Raw genomic sequence first — 13,926 nt, forward strand, 5'->3', positions numbered from 1 at the left:
ATTGTCCCCTCGTCGATGGATGTGCCGTAGTCATGTCAGGCCCTCTCCGATCCGACGATGTCGAATCCCTTGTAGCCCGCGGCCGCGACCTCGGCACAGATGTTGCAGTAGTTGGCGAAACCGCCGATGTAAGGCATGAAGACTCGCGGCTTGCCGGGAATGTTGGCACCCATGTACCACGAGTTCGCGGTCGGGAACAGAGTGCCCGCGGCCTTCTCGTTGCATTCGGCGATCCACTCGTCGACGGCCTGTTCACCGGCCTCGATCGACCGTGCATTGTGTTCGTCGAGGTGATCGAGGCAGTCGGAAATCCAGTCCACCTGCTGTTCCGCCATCAGCACCATGTTTGCCAGTACGCTCGGGCTGCCCGGACCGACCATGAAGAACATGTTGGGGAAGCCGTGGGATGCCAGTCCCAGGTAGGTACGCGGCCCCGCTGCCCATTCGTCACGCAGAGCGCGGCCGCCGCGCCCGCGAATGTCGATCCGCGAGAGCGCACCGGTCATCGCATCGAAGCCGGTCGCGAACACGAGCATGTCCAGCTCGTGGTGTTCCTCGCTCGTTCGCACGCCGGTCTCGGTAACCTCGACAATCGGAGTGCGTCGCAGATTGACCAGGGTCACGTTGTCCCGGTTGTAGGTCTCGAAATACCCGCTGTCCGTGACGATTCTCTTGGTCCCGATCGGATGGTCGGTGGGAATGAGCTGGTCCGCGATCTCCGGATCGTTCACCATCTCGCGAATCTTCGCCTCGACGTATTCGCGTGCGGTGTCGTTCGAGGCCAGGTTCACGGTCTGATCGGGAAATGCCTTCGCGAACAGGTATCCACCGCGCTGCCACCACTCGTCGTACACGCGTCGGCGCTCGGCCTCGTCGACTTCCATCGCCCCTTTCGGGTACGGCGTGAAGGGGGTTCCACCGCCGCTCAGACGCGCGAGCCGGCGACGCTCCGAGTAGGTGGCCTTGACTTCCTCGATCTGCTCGGCGGTCAACGGCCGGTTTCCGGCGGGAATCGAATAGTTCGGGCTGCGCTGGTACACGAACACGTGTGCCGCTTCCTGGGCGATCAGCGGGATGGACTGCATTCCCGACGAGCCGGTTCCGATCACCCCGACTCGCTTGCCGGCGAAATCGACAGGGCTGTGCGGCCATTCGCCGGTGTGGTAGGACTCGCCGGTGAACGAGTCCCGGCCCGGGATGTCGGGGCGGTTGGTCGCCGACAGCACACCGGTGGCCATGATGCAGAACCTCGCAGTCACCGAGTGACCCGTGTCCGTGGTGACTGTCCATCGCGCCGTCTCCTCGTCGTACACGGTGGAGGTGACCCGTGTGAGGAACTCGTAGGCGGATCGAAGGTCGTGCCGGTCTGCCACGTGCTCGAGGTAGGCGAGAATCTCCGCCTGGGTGGCGAACCGTTCCGTCCAGGTCCACTCCTGCTGGAGCTCCTCGTCGAACGAGTAGGAGTAGTCGACGCTCTCCACGTCGCACCGCGCTCCGGGATAGCGGTTGTGGAACCACGTACCCCCGACGCCTGCCGCGGATTCGAAGCCGCGCACGGTCATTCCTCGTGCACGAAGCTTGTACACCGCGTACAGTCCCGAGATGCCGGCTCCGATGACAACTGCATCGAAATCTGTTCTCTGCATGTCCATTCTGGTCACATCCTTGTCCGGGAGTCCGTCGGTCCGGGCTCACCCAGTTGCGAATCGGTCGGCGGGGTCATGCGCTCGCGGCCTTCGCCTGCCGGGCCCACATCCACTCGTGGCCCCAATAGCTGTCCGCGGTGATCTCTTCCGCCGTGTAGTAGGTCTCGTCGACGAGTTTTCCGCCGGTGCCGTACTCGATGTCCCATCCGCCCGGTACCCGGACGTAGAACGAGATCATTTTGTCGTTGGTGTGCCTGCCGAGCGTCGAGGAAACCGGGAACTCGTGCGCCTCGACCTGATCGAGGGCACGCCCCACCGCGTCGAGGGAATCCACCTCTACCATGACGTGGATCAGCCCGGGGTCTCGTCCCTCGAGGCTCGGCATGATGGCAAGACTGTGGTGCCGCTGGTTGACGCCGAGGAAACGGATCCGCTGAGGTGGAGTGCCGGGCGGGGAGGGCATGCGGAATGCGCCGCGCGGCAGGAACTCCAGTACCTCGGTATAGAAGCGGAAAGACTCGTCGAACATCGTTGTGGGCATCACCACGTGCCCCAGCCCCTGCGCTCCGGTGACGAACTTCTGGCCGTAGCGAGTGATCACCGGGCTGTGATCGAGCGCCGGGCCGAAGAAGAACTCCAGCGGAGTACCGCCCGGATCCTTCATGAGGAGCCCACCTTCGACGCGACGCGCCTCGCACATCTCGAACGGCATCTCGCTGTACTCGCAGCCGGCATCGTCGAGCCGCTCCGCGAGCCGGCGCAGAGACGCGCCGTCCCGGACCTCCCAGCCCACTGCGCTGACGCGATCGACATCGCTGCGTTCCACGGTGATCCGGGACGGTCGCTCGTCCATCCGAAAGTGCAGCGCGTCCTCTTCGATACCGCTACCCGGTGCGAATCCGAGTACGTCGAATCCCAGCTCGCGCCAGCGATTCATGTCGGTGGCCAGCACACGAACGTATCCCAGGCCCTTGATCTCGGTCACAGAGTTCCCTTCCTGTCCACCGGAAACAGCGTCAGATCATCACGCGCAGAGGGCCGTTCGGGACGTCTATCCCCAACGAGGCCATGGCCGAGGCGTGGTAGGTCGTGCTGGTCACATGGATGGCGTGGTGCAGTCCGGCATGCGCGTCCCGCCAGAACCGCTGCAGAGGGTTGTCGACGCGCAGCGCGTTGCCACCCGTGCGGTCGAAAACTTCGTCGGCCGCACGGACCGCTCGCCATGCCGAGCGCACTTGATTGCGTCGGGAGGAGGCTCGAGTCTCGAAGTCGACTTCCTTACCCGCGTCGACCAGATCCCAGATACGGTCGACGTTCGCGAGCAACTGCTGCCGCGCAGCGTCCAGCTCCGCGGCCGCCTCTCCCAGCGCATGGAGGACGTACGGGTCGTCCTTGATCGCCGTTCCGGCGGCGCCCACCCGTTCACGCTGGTACGCGATTCCCGCGGCCAGGACACCTTCGCAGATGCCGATCGTGGCGGAGGTGATGCCGAGGGGGAACATCGTCGACCACGGCATCCGGTAGAGCGTCTCGGTGACTCCGTATTCCTTGGCCGCGGTTCCATCGATCACGTCCTGCGCCTTCATCACCCGATAGTCCGGGATGAAGGCGTCCTTCACGACGATGTCCTTGCTGCCCGTTCCACGCAGTCCGATCACATCCCACGAGTCGTCGACGATTTCGTAGTCGGATCGCGGCAGGATCACGTGCAACCCGCTGGGCGGCATGATCGGTGCACCGTCCGGTCCGCCGATCAGCGCGCCGAGGAAGATCCAGTCGCAGTGGTCGGTTCCGGAGGAGAACTGCCAGCGCCCGGTCATGCGGTATCCACCCTCGACCGGGATCGCAATGCCGCCGGGCATGTACGGCGACGCCTGCCAGGTATCGGAGTTCCAGCCCAGCACCTCGTCCTGAACCTTCGGGTCCGCGAACGCCAGCTGCCAGGGATGGACGCCGACGATTCCACCCACCCAACCCGCAGAACCGTAGATGCTCGCCGTCTTCATGACGGTCTCGGCGAATTCGCGAGGGTGCGCCTCGTAGCCGTCGTACTTCTTGCGCTGCAGCAACCGGATGATCCCGGCTCGCTTGAGGCTCTTGGCCATGTCGTCGGTCAGCCGGCCGAGTGCGTCGGATTCGTCGGCAGCGGCACGCAGGTCGTCCGCGATCGCGACGATGTTGTCGAGCACTTCATAGCTCATGGTCGTACTCCTGTGAGGAATCGGATGAAATCGTCGAGGGGGACGCGCGCTAGGATCCGGCCGTCCCGGATGCCGCACGGGTTGCCGTCAGGTTCGGCGCGAAGGCACTGCGCCCGGCTGCGAGGTTCTCGTCCACCTCGGCCTGCCAGCTCGCGAGGGCACGTTCCGTGTCGATCTCGTATTCGAACCGGTTGATCATCTCCGGTCGGACATCGGCGACATCGACGTAGAACTGCTCGTACCAGCGGCGCAACTGGTAGACGGGACCGTCCTCCTCGCACAGCAACGGATTGTCGATGCGGGACTTGTTCTTCCAGATGTGCACGTCCTGCTCGAAACCGATCGCGACGCCCTTCGCGACCGCCTGAGCGATCTGCTCGGCCTGCTCGTCCGGGACTCCGGCGGGCTTCTCCACCATCACCCCGTACTGCAGGCGGAACGACGTCGGCGTTATCGGGTAGTGGCAGTTGATCAAGTAGATGTTCGGCGCGGATTCGGGATCTCGGCCGCCACTCCACAGCTTGTCGATCATGTAGGACGGACCGTAATACGTTGCATCCGATCGGCTCTCGACACTGTAGTTGGTGGACTGACTCACCCCGACGGCATCGGCCCGCGGCCGCGAGCGCATAACCTGTGTCGCCGTGTGTCCCTCGAACACGTTGCGGAAGTATGTGGGCATCCCGTAGTGCACGTAGAAGAAGTGCGCCATGTCGACGACGTTGTCCACGATCTCGCGGCAGTGCGAACCCGTGACCTCGATCGAGTTCCACACCCAGTCCGTCCAGCCGGGATCGCCGTACGTGGGGATCGCTGGGATCGCCACTTCGCCGGACGGCTCGGCCCCTTCGGGGTCGTGCCACACGAAGAGCTGGCCGCTGACCACGGTCGTAGTCCACGCACGCGTGCGGGCGAGAGGAGGGACCCTGCGCGCGTAGGGGATTCCGGAGCATTTTCCGTCACCGCGCCAGCGCCAGTCGTGGAACGGGCATGCGATCGAGTTGCCCTTGACGGTGCCCTGAGCCAAGTTGCCGCCCATGTGCCGGCAGTACGCGTCGAGGACATTGAGCTGTCCGTCCTCGCCTGCGAACACGACGAGGGATGTCCCGAATGCATCCACCTGATGCGGTTCACCGTCGGCGAAGTCGCGCACCAGCCCAAGGCAGTGCCAACCGCGCGCATACCGTGCCGGTGGCGTGCCGGTGTCGATGATGCGAATCTGATCCTCGGAATCGGTGGAACTCACTGTGCCTCGCCTCCTGATCGACTGATCGCGACAACTCGCCCGTCGTGTGTGGTCAGCTTGGCAAGCGGGGCTTGCCCTGTGACGCGGGTCTCCCGTACAACGGGAGAGCAGTTCCGGCGGCATCTCCCGCCGGGACCGCGGCGTGTACTCGTACACGCCGGTTCCCCGACGCGGCACGCGCGGGGCGAACGGTCTCGAGTGCATTGATGTCCGAAGCACACCGCAGGTACCGTGATGGGCATCACACCGAGTTCGGGTGTCAGGAGGATGGGTTGAGTACGTCACGCACCGATGGAGTTCCGGTTTCCGTGGTGGACCGGGTGTCGCTGGTCCTCGAGGCCCTCAGCACGGGCCCGATGACATTAGCCAAGGTCACGGCCCGCACCGGGCTGCCCAGGTCGTCGGCGCACCGCCTGCTCGAACAACTCGCCAATGCGGGATGGCTCGCCCGCTCGCCCGAGCAGACCTACGAATTGGGTGTCAAGGCCTACGAGATGGGGCAGGCCGCGCTCAATCAGAACCGGCTCCTCCAGCACGCGCGTCCCGTCATGCACGCATTCGCGCAGCGCACCGGGATCACGATTCAGCTCGGCGTCGTCGACCGCGGGGACACCGTCTACCTGACCAAGATCAACGGACGCTCCTCGGGTCCCACCCCGACTGCTGTCGGACAGCGGGTGCCGGCGCACCTCACCGCGCTCGGCAAGGTCGTCATGGCCTTCTCTGCGGTCTCCGGGACATCGTCGGCCCGTGGGCTCCACGGCGCCACCGAGGGCAAGCACGGCATCCCTTCCGCCTCGAGCCGCTTCGAGGAGGAGATGGCCCTGGTCCGAGACCGTGGCGCCGCGTTCGACCGGGGTGAGGCGTTCCCTGGCATCGCGTGCGTCGGGGTGTCGATCGGCCCGCCGGATCATATGTACGGCAACCTGGCGGCGCTGTCCGTCTGCGCGCCCGTGGGCACGTTCGACCATCAGAAGATGGTCGCTCCCCTGCGCATGGTCGCGGGAGAAATCTGGCAGCGCTGCGTGGCCGCGGACCTCGTGGCCCACTGAGCCGGTTCGTCGCACACTGAGCCGGTTCGTCGCACACTGAGCCGGTTCGTCGCACACTGAGCCGGTTCGTCGAACACTGAGCCGGTTCGTCGCACACTGAGCCGGTTCGTCGAACCTCGCTGTCACCGAACACGTCGGCCGCGGTGTCCCCTGCAGACACCGCGGCCGATGGACGTTCTCCGATCTCAGGCGGACACCGACGTTCCGCGGGCTGTTGCGGCGAGGGCACCGCACAGGGTGACCACCCCGAACCGACTGATTCAACGTCGAACTTGTTGTCTCGCAGCAGTATTTACCGCGCGTTCCGTCAGGGTCCGTGGAATTCCGTCACGGACCCTGACGGCGCCTGTGCCTCGGAGCGAGTGGCTCTCCCGCTCAACGGTCGGAAGTCTCGACGGCCGCGCGTTGTACGAACTCGACGAGATAGCCGTCCGGATCGCGGACGGATCCGATCACCATGCCGTATGCCTCGAGTCCGGTCGCCGGGGTCACCTCGGTACCGCCGTGCGCACAGGCGTCGGCCATCTGCGCTTCGGTGTCCGTGGTGTTGACGACGATCTTGACGAGCATGTTGCCGTGGTCGGGCGTGGCGTCCGCACCACCGTCCGTCGGAAGCACCAGTTCGAGTCCGGCGACACCGGCCCGGACGATCGTGGCCCGGAACGCCGGGGTGGTGAGATCCTTGTCGTGCACGAATCCGCAACCCCGAACGTAGAACTCGACGGCGCGATCGAGATCGGCCACCCGCAGCGCTGTGAGCGACATCGTGCTCGGCGGGCTCGAGTCCGGCGTCATCGGGTCTGCGACCCTCCGTTGAAGTCCAACGTCTGTCCGGTGATACCGCCGGCCTCGTCGGATGCGAGATAGGCGCAGAACGCCCCGACCTCGATCGGGTCGCCCAATCGGCCGATGGGAATGGTCCGCAGGATCTGCTCGATCATCTCGGGGCTCATCTTGTCCTCGAGGTTCTTCTGGTGGCCGAGCGCCACGATATTGGCTGTCACACCGTGCTTGCCGGTCTCGGCGGCGAGATGACGGATGAAGCCTTCGATGCCGCTCTTGCCGGTCGCGTACATCGTCTGGTTGATGTCCTGGCCCGTCCGCGCGGATCCCGAAGAGATCTGCACGACCCGCCCCCAGCCGGCATCGCACATTCCGTCGAGAGCAACCTTGATGCAGTTCATCGACCCGAAGATGTTCAGGTCGATCGGCGCCCGCCATTCTTCGGGCGACAGCTCCCGGAACGGTTTGATCACGCGACCTTCGGCGACACCCGCGTTGTTGACGACGATGTCGACGTGCCCACCGAGTTCCGCTTCCGCGGCGCGCACGTGTTCCAGGGTGGCGTCGAAGTCGGTGACGTCGAACGCCGAGGCGACGGCGACGTTGCCCTCCTCCACGATCGCGGCTGCAACCTTCTCGGCCCGTTCGGCGTGCAGATCGTTGACGATGACCGCGGCACCTTGTCGCGCCAGCACTTTCGCGATTCCTTCACCGACGCTCTGTCCGCCTCCACTGACCAGCGCGATGCGTCCCGCCAAGCTGAACACAGGTACTCCTTCCCGACGCCGCCTGCGCGGCGACTTGTGGTCCAGCCAGTGCACAGCAGCCCGCCAGTTTTTGTCAATCAAAATTGGATCCAAAATATGAATCCAATCTGTTACGGTCGCCCCATGACCCAGACTTCACCCGACGCGGACCTGGGCGCAGGCCCGACGGAACCGCCGGTACTCACCTCCCTCGACCACGGCGTCGCCCGCCTGACCCTCAACAATCCCCGCCGCAAGAACGCGATCACCCTCGACATGGCAGCCGAAATCGTCGCCTTCTGCGACCGCGTCGAAGCCGACCCCACGATCGGCGTCGCCGTGATCGAAGCCAACGGCAGCTACTTCTGCAGCGGCGCCGACACCCGCGACCTCGCGTCGTCGTCCTCCGATCCCGCTGCCCCCGAGTCCGTTCGCCGCACTTCCGCCGTCTACGGCGCATTCGTGCGCGTCGGTTCACTTCCCGTGCCGACCATCGCAGTCGTGGTCGGCGGCGCAGTCGGTGCCGGACTCAATCTCGCGATGGCCGCCGACATCATGGTGGTCACCCCGGACACCGTGCTCGACAGCGGCTTCTCCGCCCGCGGGATCCACCCCGGTGGCGGGCACATCTCCCTGCTCGGGCGGGCCCTCGGCTGGTCGGGAGCCATCGCCCTCGCCGCCTGCGGCCGAACGTTGACGGGGACCGAAGCCGTCGCCCGGGGTCTGGCCTACACCGCGGTCGCGGTCGAGGACATTCCCCGAACGGTCGACGAGCTGGTGAGAACAGCCGCCGCCGATCCCGAACTGACCCGCCGCATCATGACCAGCGCACGTCTGGAACTCGGTCCCCCGGCCGTCGGCTGGGCATCTGCACTCGAAATCGAGCGCGGCGTGCAGATGTGGTCGATGTCGCGGAAAGGCAACGCCGCGTGGTCGTCCCGAGGACCGAATCGGTCATGACCGCTGTGCGTACCGAACATCCCGATCCCACGGATACCCGACTCGAGGACCTGCGCGCCGACGTGCGCGGCTTCCTCGCCGACGAACTCGCCCGGGGCAGTTACGTTCCGGACGTCGACAGCTGGATGACCGGGTTCGACCCCGGTTTCAGCGGCCGCGTGGCCGAGCGAGGCTGGCTCGGCATGACGGTGCCCACCCGATACGGTGGACGCGGACGCAGCCCCCTCGAACGCTTCGTCGTCAACGAAGAGATGCTCGCGCACGGCGCCCCGGTCGCGGCGCACTGGATCGCCGACCGGCAGATGGCCCCGAGCATCCTCACGAACGGATCCGAGGAACAGAAGCAGCGCTACCTTCCCGGAATCTCCGCAGGCACGACCTTCTTCGCCATCGGTATGAGCGAACCCGACGCCGGCTCGGACCTCGCAGCGGTCCGCACGCGCGCTGTCGACAACGGTGAGTCGTGGACGATCACCGGAACCAAGGTGTGGACCACCGGCGCGCATCTCGCACACGCGATGGTGGTGCTCGCTCGCACCGACGGGCAACCCACCGACCGCCAGAACGGCCTGTCCCAGTTCATCGTCGATCTCCCCCATCCCGACATCGAGATTCGCCCGCTGCGCAGCATCGACGGGCAACAGCACTTCAACGAGGTGATCTTCCACGACGCGCGCGTGCCCGCGTCCGCACTGCTCGGCACCCGCGGAAACGGATGGGCCCAGGTGATGAGCGAACTCGCGTTCGAACGCTCGGGACCCGAGCGCTACCTCAGCACCATGCCGCTCCTGCGCGCATGGTCCGCGCACCTCTCCGAGGCCGGCGCGACACCCGGCCAGAGGGAGACCCTGGGCGTACTGACGGCGCGTGCTTGGGCCCTGCGGCGAATGTCGTTGCGAGTCGCCACCGAACTCACCGCGGGACGCAAGCCCGACGTACTCGCAGCGATGGTCAAGGACCTCGGCTCGACGTTCGAAGGCGACCTCGTCGAGGCCGTGCGATCGTCCGGCCGAGTCGGAGCGCGCCGCGGCGGTGCGGATCCACTCGCCCGCATGCTGGCCCAAAGTGTCCTGCACACACCGGTGTTCACCCTTCGAGGTGGCACCAACGAGATCCTGCGCGGGATCGTCGCCCGCGGTCTGGGGGTTCGATGAGTGAGTTCACCGCCGAGCTGATCTCGGCCACCACGTCCATGATCGATCGCATCGGCGTCGATCTGCAGACCCCCGCTCGGGGCACGGACAGCGCGATCTGGGCACAGCTCGATGCCGCCGGCTTCACCACCATCGGTATCCCCGAAACCGCAGGCGGCGACGGGGCGACACTCGCCGACGTGCTCGCGATCGTGGCGGTCGCAGCGCGACGCGGCGCGCTGACCCCGTTGATCGAACACACGGTCCTGGCGCACTGGCTCGCCGCGTCGGCGGGTCACACACCGGCCGCGGCCACCGCGTCCGCCGCAGTGGGACATTCGTGCTCGGTCCGTTCCCTCGACGGCGCCACGGTCCTGAACGGCACGGTCACCGACGTCGCCTACGCCGGGGACGCGGACACGCTCGTCGTGCTGCTCCCGCCCGAACCCGGCGCCGAAGGATCGTCCGTCGCGACAGTGGCGATGTCCGGACCCGGTGTCACCATCACAGCCGAAGCGGATCCGATCGGCGTCTCGATCGGGGACGTCACCTTCGAGGACGCGCCCGTCCTCTTCTACGGTGCTGCCCCGGTCTCGCTCGACGAGTTCGTTCGGCGGGGCGCGCTCGCCTATGCGGCCGCCACGACCGCGGCGGCCGCCGCCGTACACGACCACACGCTGCGCTATGCCTCGGAGCGGACCCAGTTCGGGCGGCCTCTCGCAAAGTTCCAGGCGGTTCAGCAACGCCTGGCACAGCTCGCGGCTCTGACCACCATGATGGAGATCGCGGTGGACACGGCGACTGCGGCCGACGACACCCCCGAGGACCCGTACGTGGCGACGGCGGCCGCGAAGGTGGTGACGGCGATGTCCGCCCAGCCTGTCGCTGCCGCGGGCCACCAGATCCACGGCGCCATCGGAACCACGTCCGAACACCCGCTCGGCCGGTTCACCACGTCTTTGTGGAGCTGGCGCGACCGCCACGGCTCGGAGAGCTTCTGGGCCGACGCCCTGGCGAGCCGGATCCTCGACGACGGCGTCGACGTCTGGGACGTCGTCGTCGGAACCCGATCGACACACGACGAGACACCGACGACCACGGACAGGAGCCGGCCGTGAATTCCTTCCCACCGGCAGGCGGCGCGACCGCACAACCGACCGCTTCCGACAGCCCCGTCATCGACGGCCGAGCCGCGTGGCGTGCAGCGGAGCAGAACACCGGAGTCGGTGTCCTGGCCGGTCTGCGAGTACTCGACCTCAGCCGTGTCCTGGCCGGCCCGTACACAGCCCAGACACTGGCCGACCACGGCGCGGAAGTCATCAAGGTGGAAGCGCCGACCGGCGACGAAACACGGGGCTGGGGACCACCTTTCGACGAGAGCGGACAGAGCAGTGCGTACTACGCCGGGCTCAACCACAGCAAGGAGAACATCTGCCTCGACCTGCGCACCACCGCCGGTCGCGACGTGCTGCGCCACCTGCTCGACGGTGCCGACGTGGTGATCGAGAACTTCAAGGCCGGCACCATGGCCCGGTGGGGATTCGACTACGAGACCGTGCTGACCGAGACCAACCCGCGACTGGTGTACTGCCGGATCACGGGGTTCGGCGTCGACGGGCCGATGGCCGGCCTGCCCGGCTACGACGCGGTGCTGCAGTCCTTCGGCGGGTTGATGAGCGTCAACGGCTACCCGGACGGTAACCCGCTGCGCGTCGGCGTCCCCGTCGTCGACATCGTCGCCGCTCACATGGCCGTCAGCGGCATCCTGCTCGCCCTGACCGAACGCGAACGCAGCGGCCGGGGACAACTCGTCGACATCACACTTCTCGACTCGGTGATCTCGCTTCTGCACCCGCACGCCTCCAACTGGGTCTCCAGCGGGAAGGTGCCGCAGCGCACGGGCGACTATCACCCGACGGTCGTGCCGTACCAGGTCTTCGCCGCCCGCGACGGCGACTTCTTCGTCAGCGCGGCCAACGACCGGCAGTTCCGCTCGCTGGTCGCCGTGCTCGGCGTCCCCGAACTCGCCGACGATCCGCGCTTCCTCTCCAACGGCGTACGTTCCCGGCACCGCGACGAACTCTCCGCCCTGCTCGCCGAACGGATCGCCCGGTGGAACCGCGACGACCTCGCCGCCGAACTCGAACGCGCCGGTGTCGCCGCCAGTCCGGTCAACACGGTGGACCAGGCGCTCACCGCCCCACAAACCGTTCACCGCGGATTGTTCCTCGACACGGTCGACTATCGTGGCCTGGGCGTGCCGATCAAACTCGGCCGCAGCTCGACGCGAACCCCGCGCCGAGCCGTACCGCGCGGAGCCGACACCGAGGCGATCCTCGGCGCCATGGGGTACGGCGTGGACGACGTCGACGCCCTGAGAAGCGACGGTGCGCTCGACAGGGCATGACCGACAGCCACCGGTCCGACAGTGGCACGAGGAGGGACCGAGGTGAGCCGACACGCTACAGCGGCCGATGGGGATGCCACCGGCTCGCGCGGAGGCGCGTCCGTTCGCGGCGCCGACTGGGTGGCCACCGAGATCGAACGAATGATCATCACCGGCGACCTGCTCCCCGGTCAGCCCATCCGGCAGGAAATGATGGCCGAACGGCTCGGCGTCAGTCGCCTCCCGATCCGGGAGGGACTACGCGAACTCGCCTCGCAGGGCCTCGTCGAGCACCGCAGGAACGTCGGCTATGCCGTCGTGAGGCTCGAGCAGTCGGAGTTCGACCAGATCTACCTGATGCGACACGCCCTGGAGCGCGAGGTGCTGGCCTCCCTCCCCGCCTTCGACGACGCGGCACTCGCCGAGGTCCGTGGCCTCGGCGACCGCGTCGCCGCCGCGGCGGACCGCAACGATCTCCTGGAAATGCGACTGGCGAACCAGGATTTCCACTTCGCAATGTTCGACCGATCACCGTTGGGTCTGGTGGTGGCCGAGATCCGCAGACTGTGGCGCCTGGCCATGCCGTATCACGCGGCCTATCTCTTCGACGCCGAAGTGCGCCGACGGGTCGTGGCCGAACACGAAGCCATGATCGACGCGCTCGCCGACCACGACAACGAGCGCCTGATCGCACTGATGAACGAGCACCGACGTGGCGGAGAGGCCGGCACCGGGATGTTGTTGCGCAACACGACCCGTGCCGAATCCTGACGCAGGCCATCCGTCACGTTCCCCACCCGCCGGGCGAAGCCCCGGTCCACCGAGGAGAACACGACTTGTCTGTCACCGAACCCACCGGCCGGTACACCTCCGTCTGGGACGACGATGTCGACGCGATCGTCCGGCGCATGGCCGATGCCGGCGCACGACCCATGCGAGAGATCGGAGTCGAGGGCGCGAGACGCAACCTCGAGTCGATCGTCCGTCCCGCGGGTCCGGAGATGCGCTCGATCACCGACACGGGATTCGAAGGCCCCCATGGACCGGTGGCGGTGCGCATCTACCGTCCCCCGGCGGCACCGACGGTCGATGCCCCTGCTCTGCTGTGGTTCCACGGCGGCGGCATGATCATGGGCTCGCTGGCGTCCTTCGACCGCCTGGCCCGGGACGTCGCGGAAGCCACCGGCGCGGTGATCGCCAACGTCGACTACAGGCTGGCCCCCGAGTACACGTATCCAGTCGCCCACGACGAGGCGTACGCGGCGCTGTGTTGGTTCCATGAACAGGCGGCCGGCCTCGGGGTCGACACCGGCCGCATCGGCGTCGGCGGGGACAGCGCCGGAGGTGGCCTGGCCGCGGCGACAGCGTTGCGCGCGCGCAACGAAGGCGGCCCGGCGATCGCCCAGCAGGTCATGTTCTACCCGGGTCTGGAGCGCCGCTGCGACCGGCCGTCCATGCGGGAATTCGGAGACAGCCCGTTCCTGACTGCGGCAGACATCGACTGGATGAAGGATCTCTATCTCGGCGACGATCCGGCCACCGACGACGAGTACGGGACACCCGCACTCGCTTCGTCGCTGGCCGGGCTACCGCCTGCGATCATCGCGGTCGGACACGCCGACCCCCTGCGCGACGGGGTCGAAGACTACGGAAACCGCCTCCGCGACGCCGGTGTGCCGACGGCGCAGCTGCGGTATCCCGGCGTAGGGCACGGTTTCGCGATGCAGACCGCGACGGTCGCGCGGGCGCGGGCAGCCATGGCCGAGGTGGGCG

General features: G+C 66.9%; 13 protein-coding genes. 7 read left to right on the plus strand and 6 right to left on the minus strand.

Annotated elements, in window-relative coordinates:
• Nucleotides 1-35: 35 nt before the first annotated feature.
• The 4 genes from ACN675_RS08240 to ACN675_RS08255 form a co-directional block, all read right to left on the minus strand.
• The gene (locus ACN675_RS08240; RefSeq protein WP_420750379.1) at nucleotides 36-1,652 is read right to left on the minus strand and encodes a flavin-containing monooxygenase; all 1,617 of its coding nucleotides are present in this window, start codon (nucleotides 1,650-1,652) and stop codon (nucleotides 36-38) included.
• Nucleotides 1,653-1,719: 67 nt separating this feature from the next.
• Entirely contained in the window at nucleotides 1,720-2,631 is a 912-nt protein-coding gene (locus tag ACN675_RS08245) for a VOC family protein (protein ID WP_420750380.1), read from the minus strand.
• A 31-nt stretch (nucleotides 2,632-2,662) separates the two neighbouring features.
• Nucleotides 2,663-3,847 carry an acyl-CoA dehydrogenase family protein gene (locus tag ACN675_RS08250; RefSeq protein WP_420750381.1) on the minus strand — a complete coding sequence of 395 codons (1,185 nt, stop codon included), beginning with the start codon at nucleotides 3,845-3,847 and terminating at the stop codon, nucleotides 2,663-2,665.
• 49 nt (nucleotides 3,848-3,896) lie between these two features.
• On the minus strand, nucleotides 3,897-5,093 hold the full coding sequence (locus ACN675_RS08255) for a Rieske 2Fe-2S domain-containing protein (RefSeq protein WP_420750382.1): 1,197 nt from the start codon (nucleotides 5,091-5,093) through the stop codon (nucleotides 3,897-3,899).
• A gap of 272 nt (nucleotides 5,094-5,365) precedes the next feature.
• On the opposite strand from ACN675_RS08255, the gene ACN675_RS08260 reads away from it, so the two are divergent.
• Entirely contained in the window at nucleotides 5,366-6,145 is a 780-nt protein-coding gene (locus ACN675_RS08260) for an IclR family transcriptional regulator (RefSeq protein ID WP_420750383.1), read from the plus strand.
• A 375-nt stretch (nucleotides 6,146-6,520) separates the two neighbouring features.
• Here the strand turns inward: ACN675_RS08260 and ACN675_RS08265 are convergent, their stop codons facing one another.
• Both ACN675_RS08265 and ACN675_RS08270 read right to left on the minus strand, forming a co-directional pair.
• On the minus strand, nucleotides 6,521-6,940 hold the full coding sequence (locus ACN675_RS08265; protein ID WP_420750384.1) for a VOC family protein: 420 nt from the start codon (nucleotides 6,938-6,940) through the stop codon (nucleotides 6,521-6,523).
• Nucleotides 6,937-7,695 (minus strand): SDR family NAD(P)-dependent oxidoreductase, encoded by a 759-nt coding sequence (locus ACN675_RS08270; RefSeq protein ID WP_420750385.1) that lies wholly within the window; start codon nucleotides 7,693-7,695, stop codon nucleotides 6,937-6,939. Before ACN675_RS08270 ends, ACN675_RS08265 begins: the two co-directional genes overlap by 4 nt.
• A gap of 123 nt (nucleotides 7,696-7,818) precedes the next feature.
• Between ACN675_RS08270 and ACN675_RS08275 the strand changes: the two genes are divergently transcribed.
• From ACN675_RS08275 to ACN675_RS08300, 6 genes are all read left to right on the plus strand, one after another.
• Entirely contained in the window at nucleotides 7,819-8,634 is an 816-nt protein-coding gene (locus tag ACN675_RS08275) for an enoyl-CoA hydratase-related protein (RefSeq protein WP_420750386.1), read from the plus strand.
• Nucleotides 8,631-9,788 (plus strand): acyl-CoA dehydrogenase family protein, encoded by a 1,158-nt coding sequence (locus ACN675_RS08280; protein WP_420750387.1) that lies wholly within the window; start codon nucleotides 8,631-8,633, stop codon nucleotides 9,786-9,788. The genes ACN675_RS08275 and ACN675_RS08280 overlap by 4 nt, the downstream gene beginning before the upstream one ends.
• Nucleotides 9,785-10,885: an acyl-CoA dehydrogenase family protein gene (locus tag ACN675_RS08285; protein ID WP_420750388.1), complete on the plus strand. Its 1,101-nt coding sequence runs from the start codon at nucleotides 9,785-9,787 to the stop codon at nucleotides 10,883-10,885. The genes ACN675_RS08280 and ACN675_RS08285 overlap by 4 nt, the downstream gene beginning before the upstream one ends.
• Before the next feature lie 59 nt (nucleotides 10,886-10,944).
• Nucleotides 10,945-12,174 carry a CaiB/BaiF CoA transferase family protein gene (locus ACN675_RS08290; protein ID WP_420750393.1) on the plus strand — a complete coding sequence of 410 codons (1,230 nt, stop codon included), beginning with the start codon at nucleotides 10,945-10,947 and terminating at the stop codon, nucleotides 12,172-12,174.
• Nucleotides 12,175-12,216: 42 nt separating this feature from the next.
• On the plus strand, nucleotides 12,217-12,924 hold the full coding sequence (locus tag ACN675_RS08295; protein WP_420750389.1) for a GntR family transcriptional regulator: 708 nt from the start codon (nucleotides 12,217-12,219) through the stop codon (nucleotides 12,922-12,924).
• Nucleotides 12,925-13,061: 137 nt separating this feature from the next.
• The coding region (locus ACN675_RS08300) for an alpha/beta hydrolase (RefSeq protein WP_420750394.1) at nucleotides 13,062-13,926 on the plus strand (865 nt) is incomplete at its 3' end.

The sequence above is a fragment of the Rhodococcus sp. O3 genome (assembly GCF_048897285.1).
In the GTDB taxonomy this organism is placed as follows: domain Bacteria; phylum Actinomycetota; class Actinomycetes; order Mycobacteriales; family Mycobacteriaceae; genus Rhodococcus.

What these genes read in the sequence shown, in the direction of transcription:
- ACN675_RS08240 (WP_420750379.1), bottom strand. Translation starts at nt 1,652, where the DNA reads ATGGACATGCAGAGAACAGATTTCGATGCAGTTGTCATCGGAGCCGGC.
- ACN675_RS08250 (WP_420750381.1), bottom strand. Translation starts at nt 3,847, where the DNA reads ATGAGCTATGAAGTGCTCGACAACATCGTCGCGATCGCGGACGACCTG.
- ACN675_RS08265 (WP_420750384.1), bottom strand. Translation starts at nt 6,940, where the DNA reads ATGACGCCGGACTCGAGCCCGCCGAGCACGATGTCGCTCACAGCGCTG.
- ACN675_RS08275 (WP_420750386.1), top strand. Translation starts at nt 7,819, where the DNA reads ATGACCCAGACTTCACCCGACGCGGACCTGGGCGCAGGCCCGACGGAA.
- ACN675_RS08280 (WP_420750387.1), top strand. Translation starts at nt 8,631, where the DNA reads ATGACCGCTGTGCGTACCGAACATCCCGATCCCACGGATACCCGACTC.
- ACN675_RS08285 (WP_420750388.1), top strand. Translation starts at nt 9,785, where the DNA reads ATGAGTGAGTTCACCGCCGAGCTGATCTCGGCCACCACGTCCATGATC.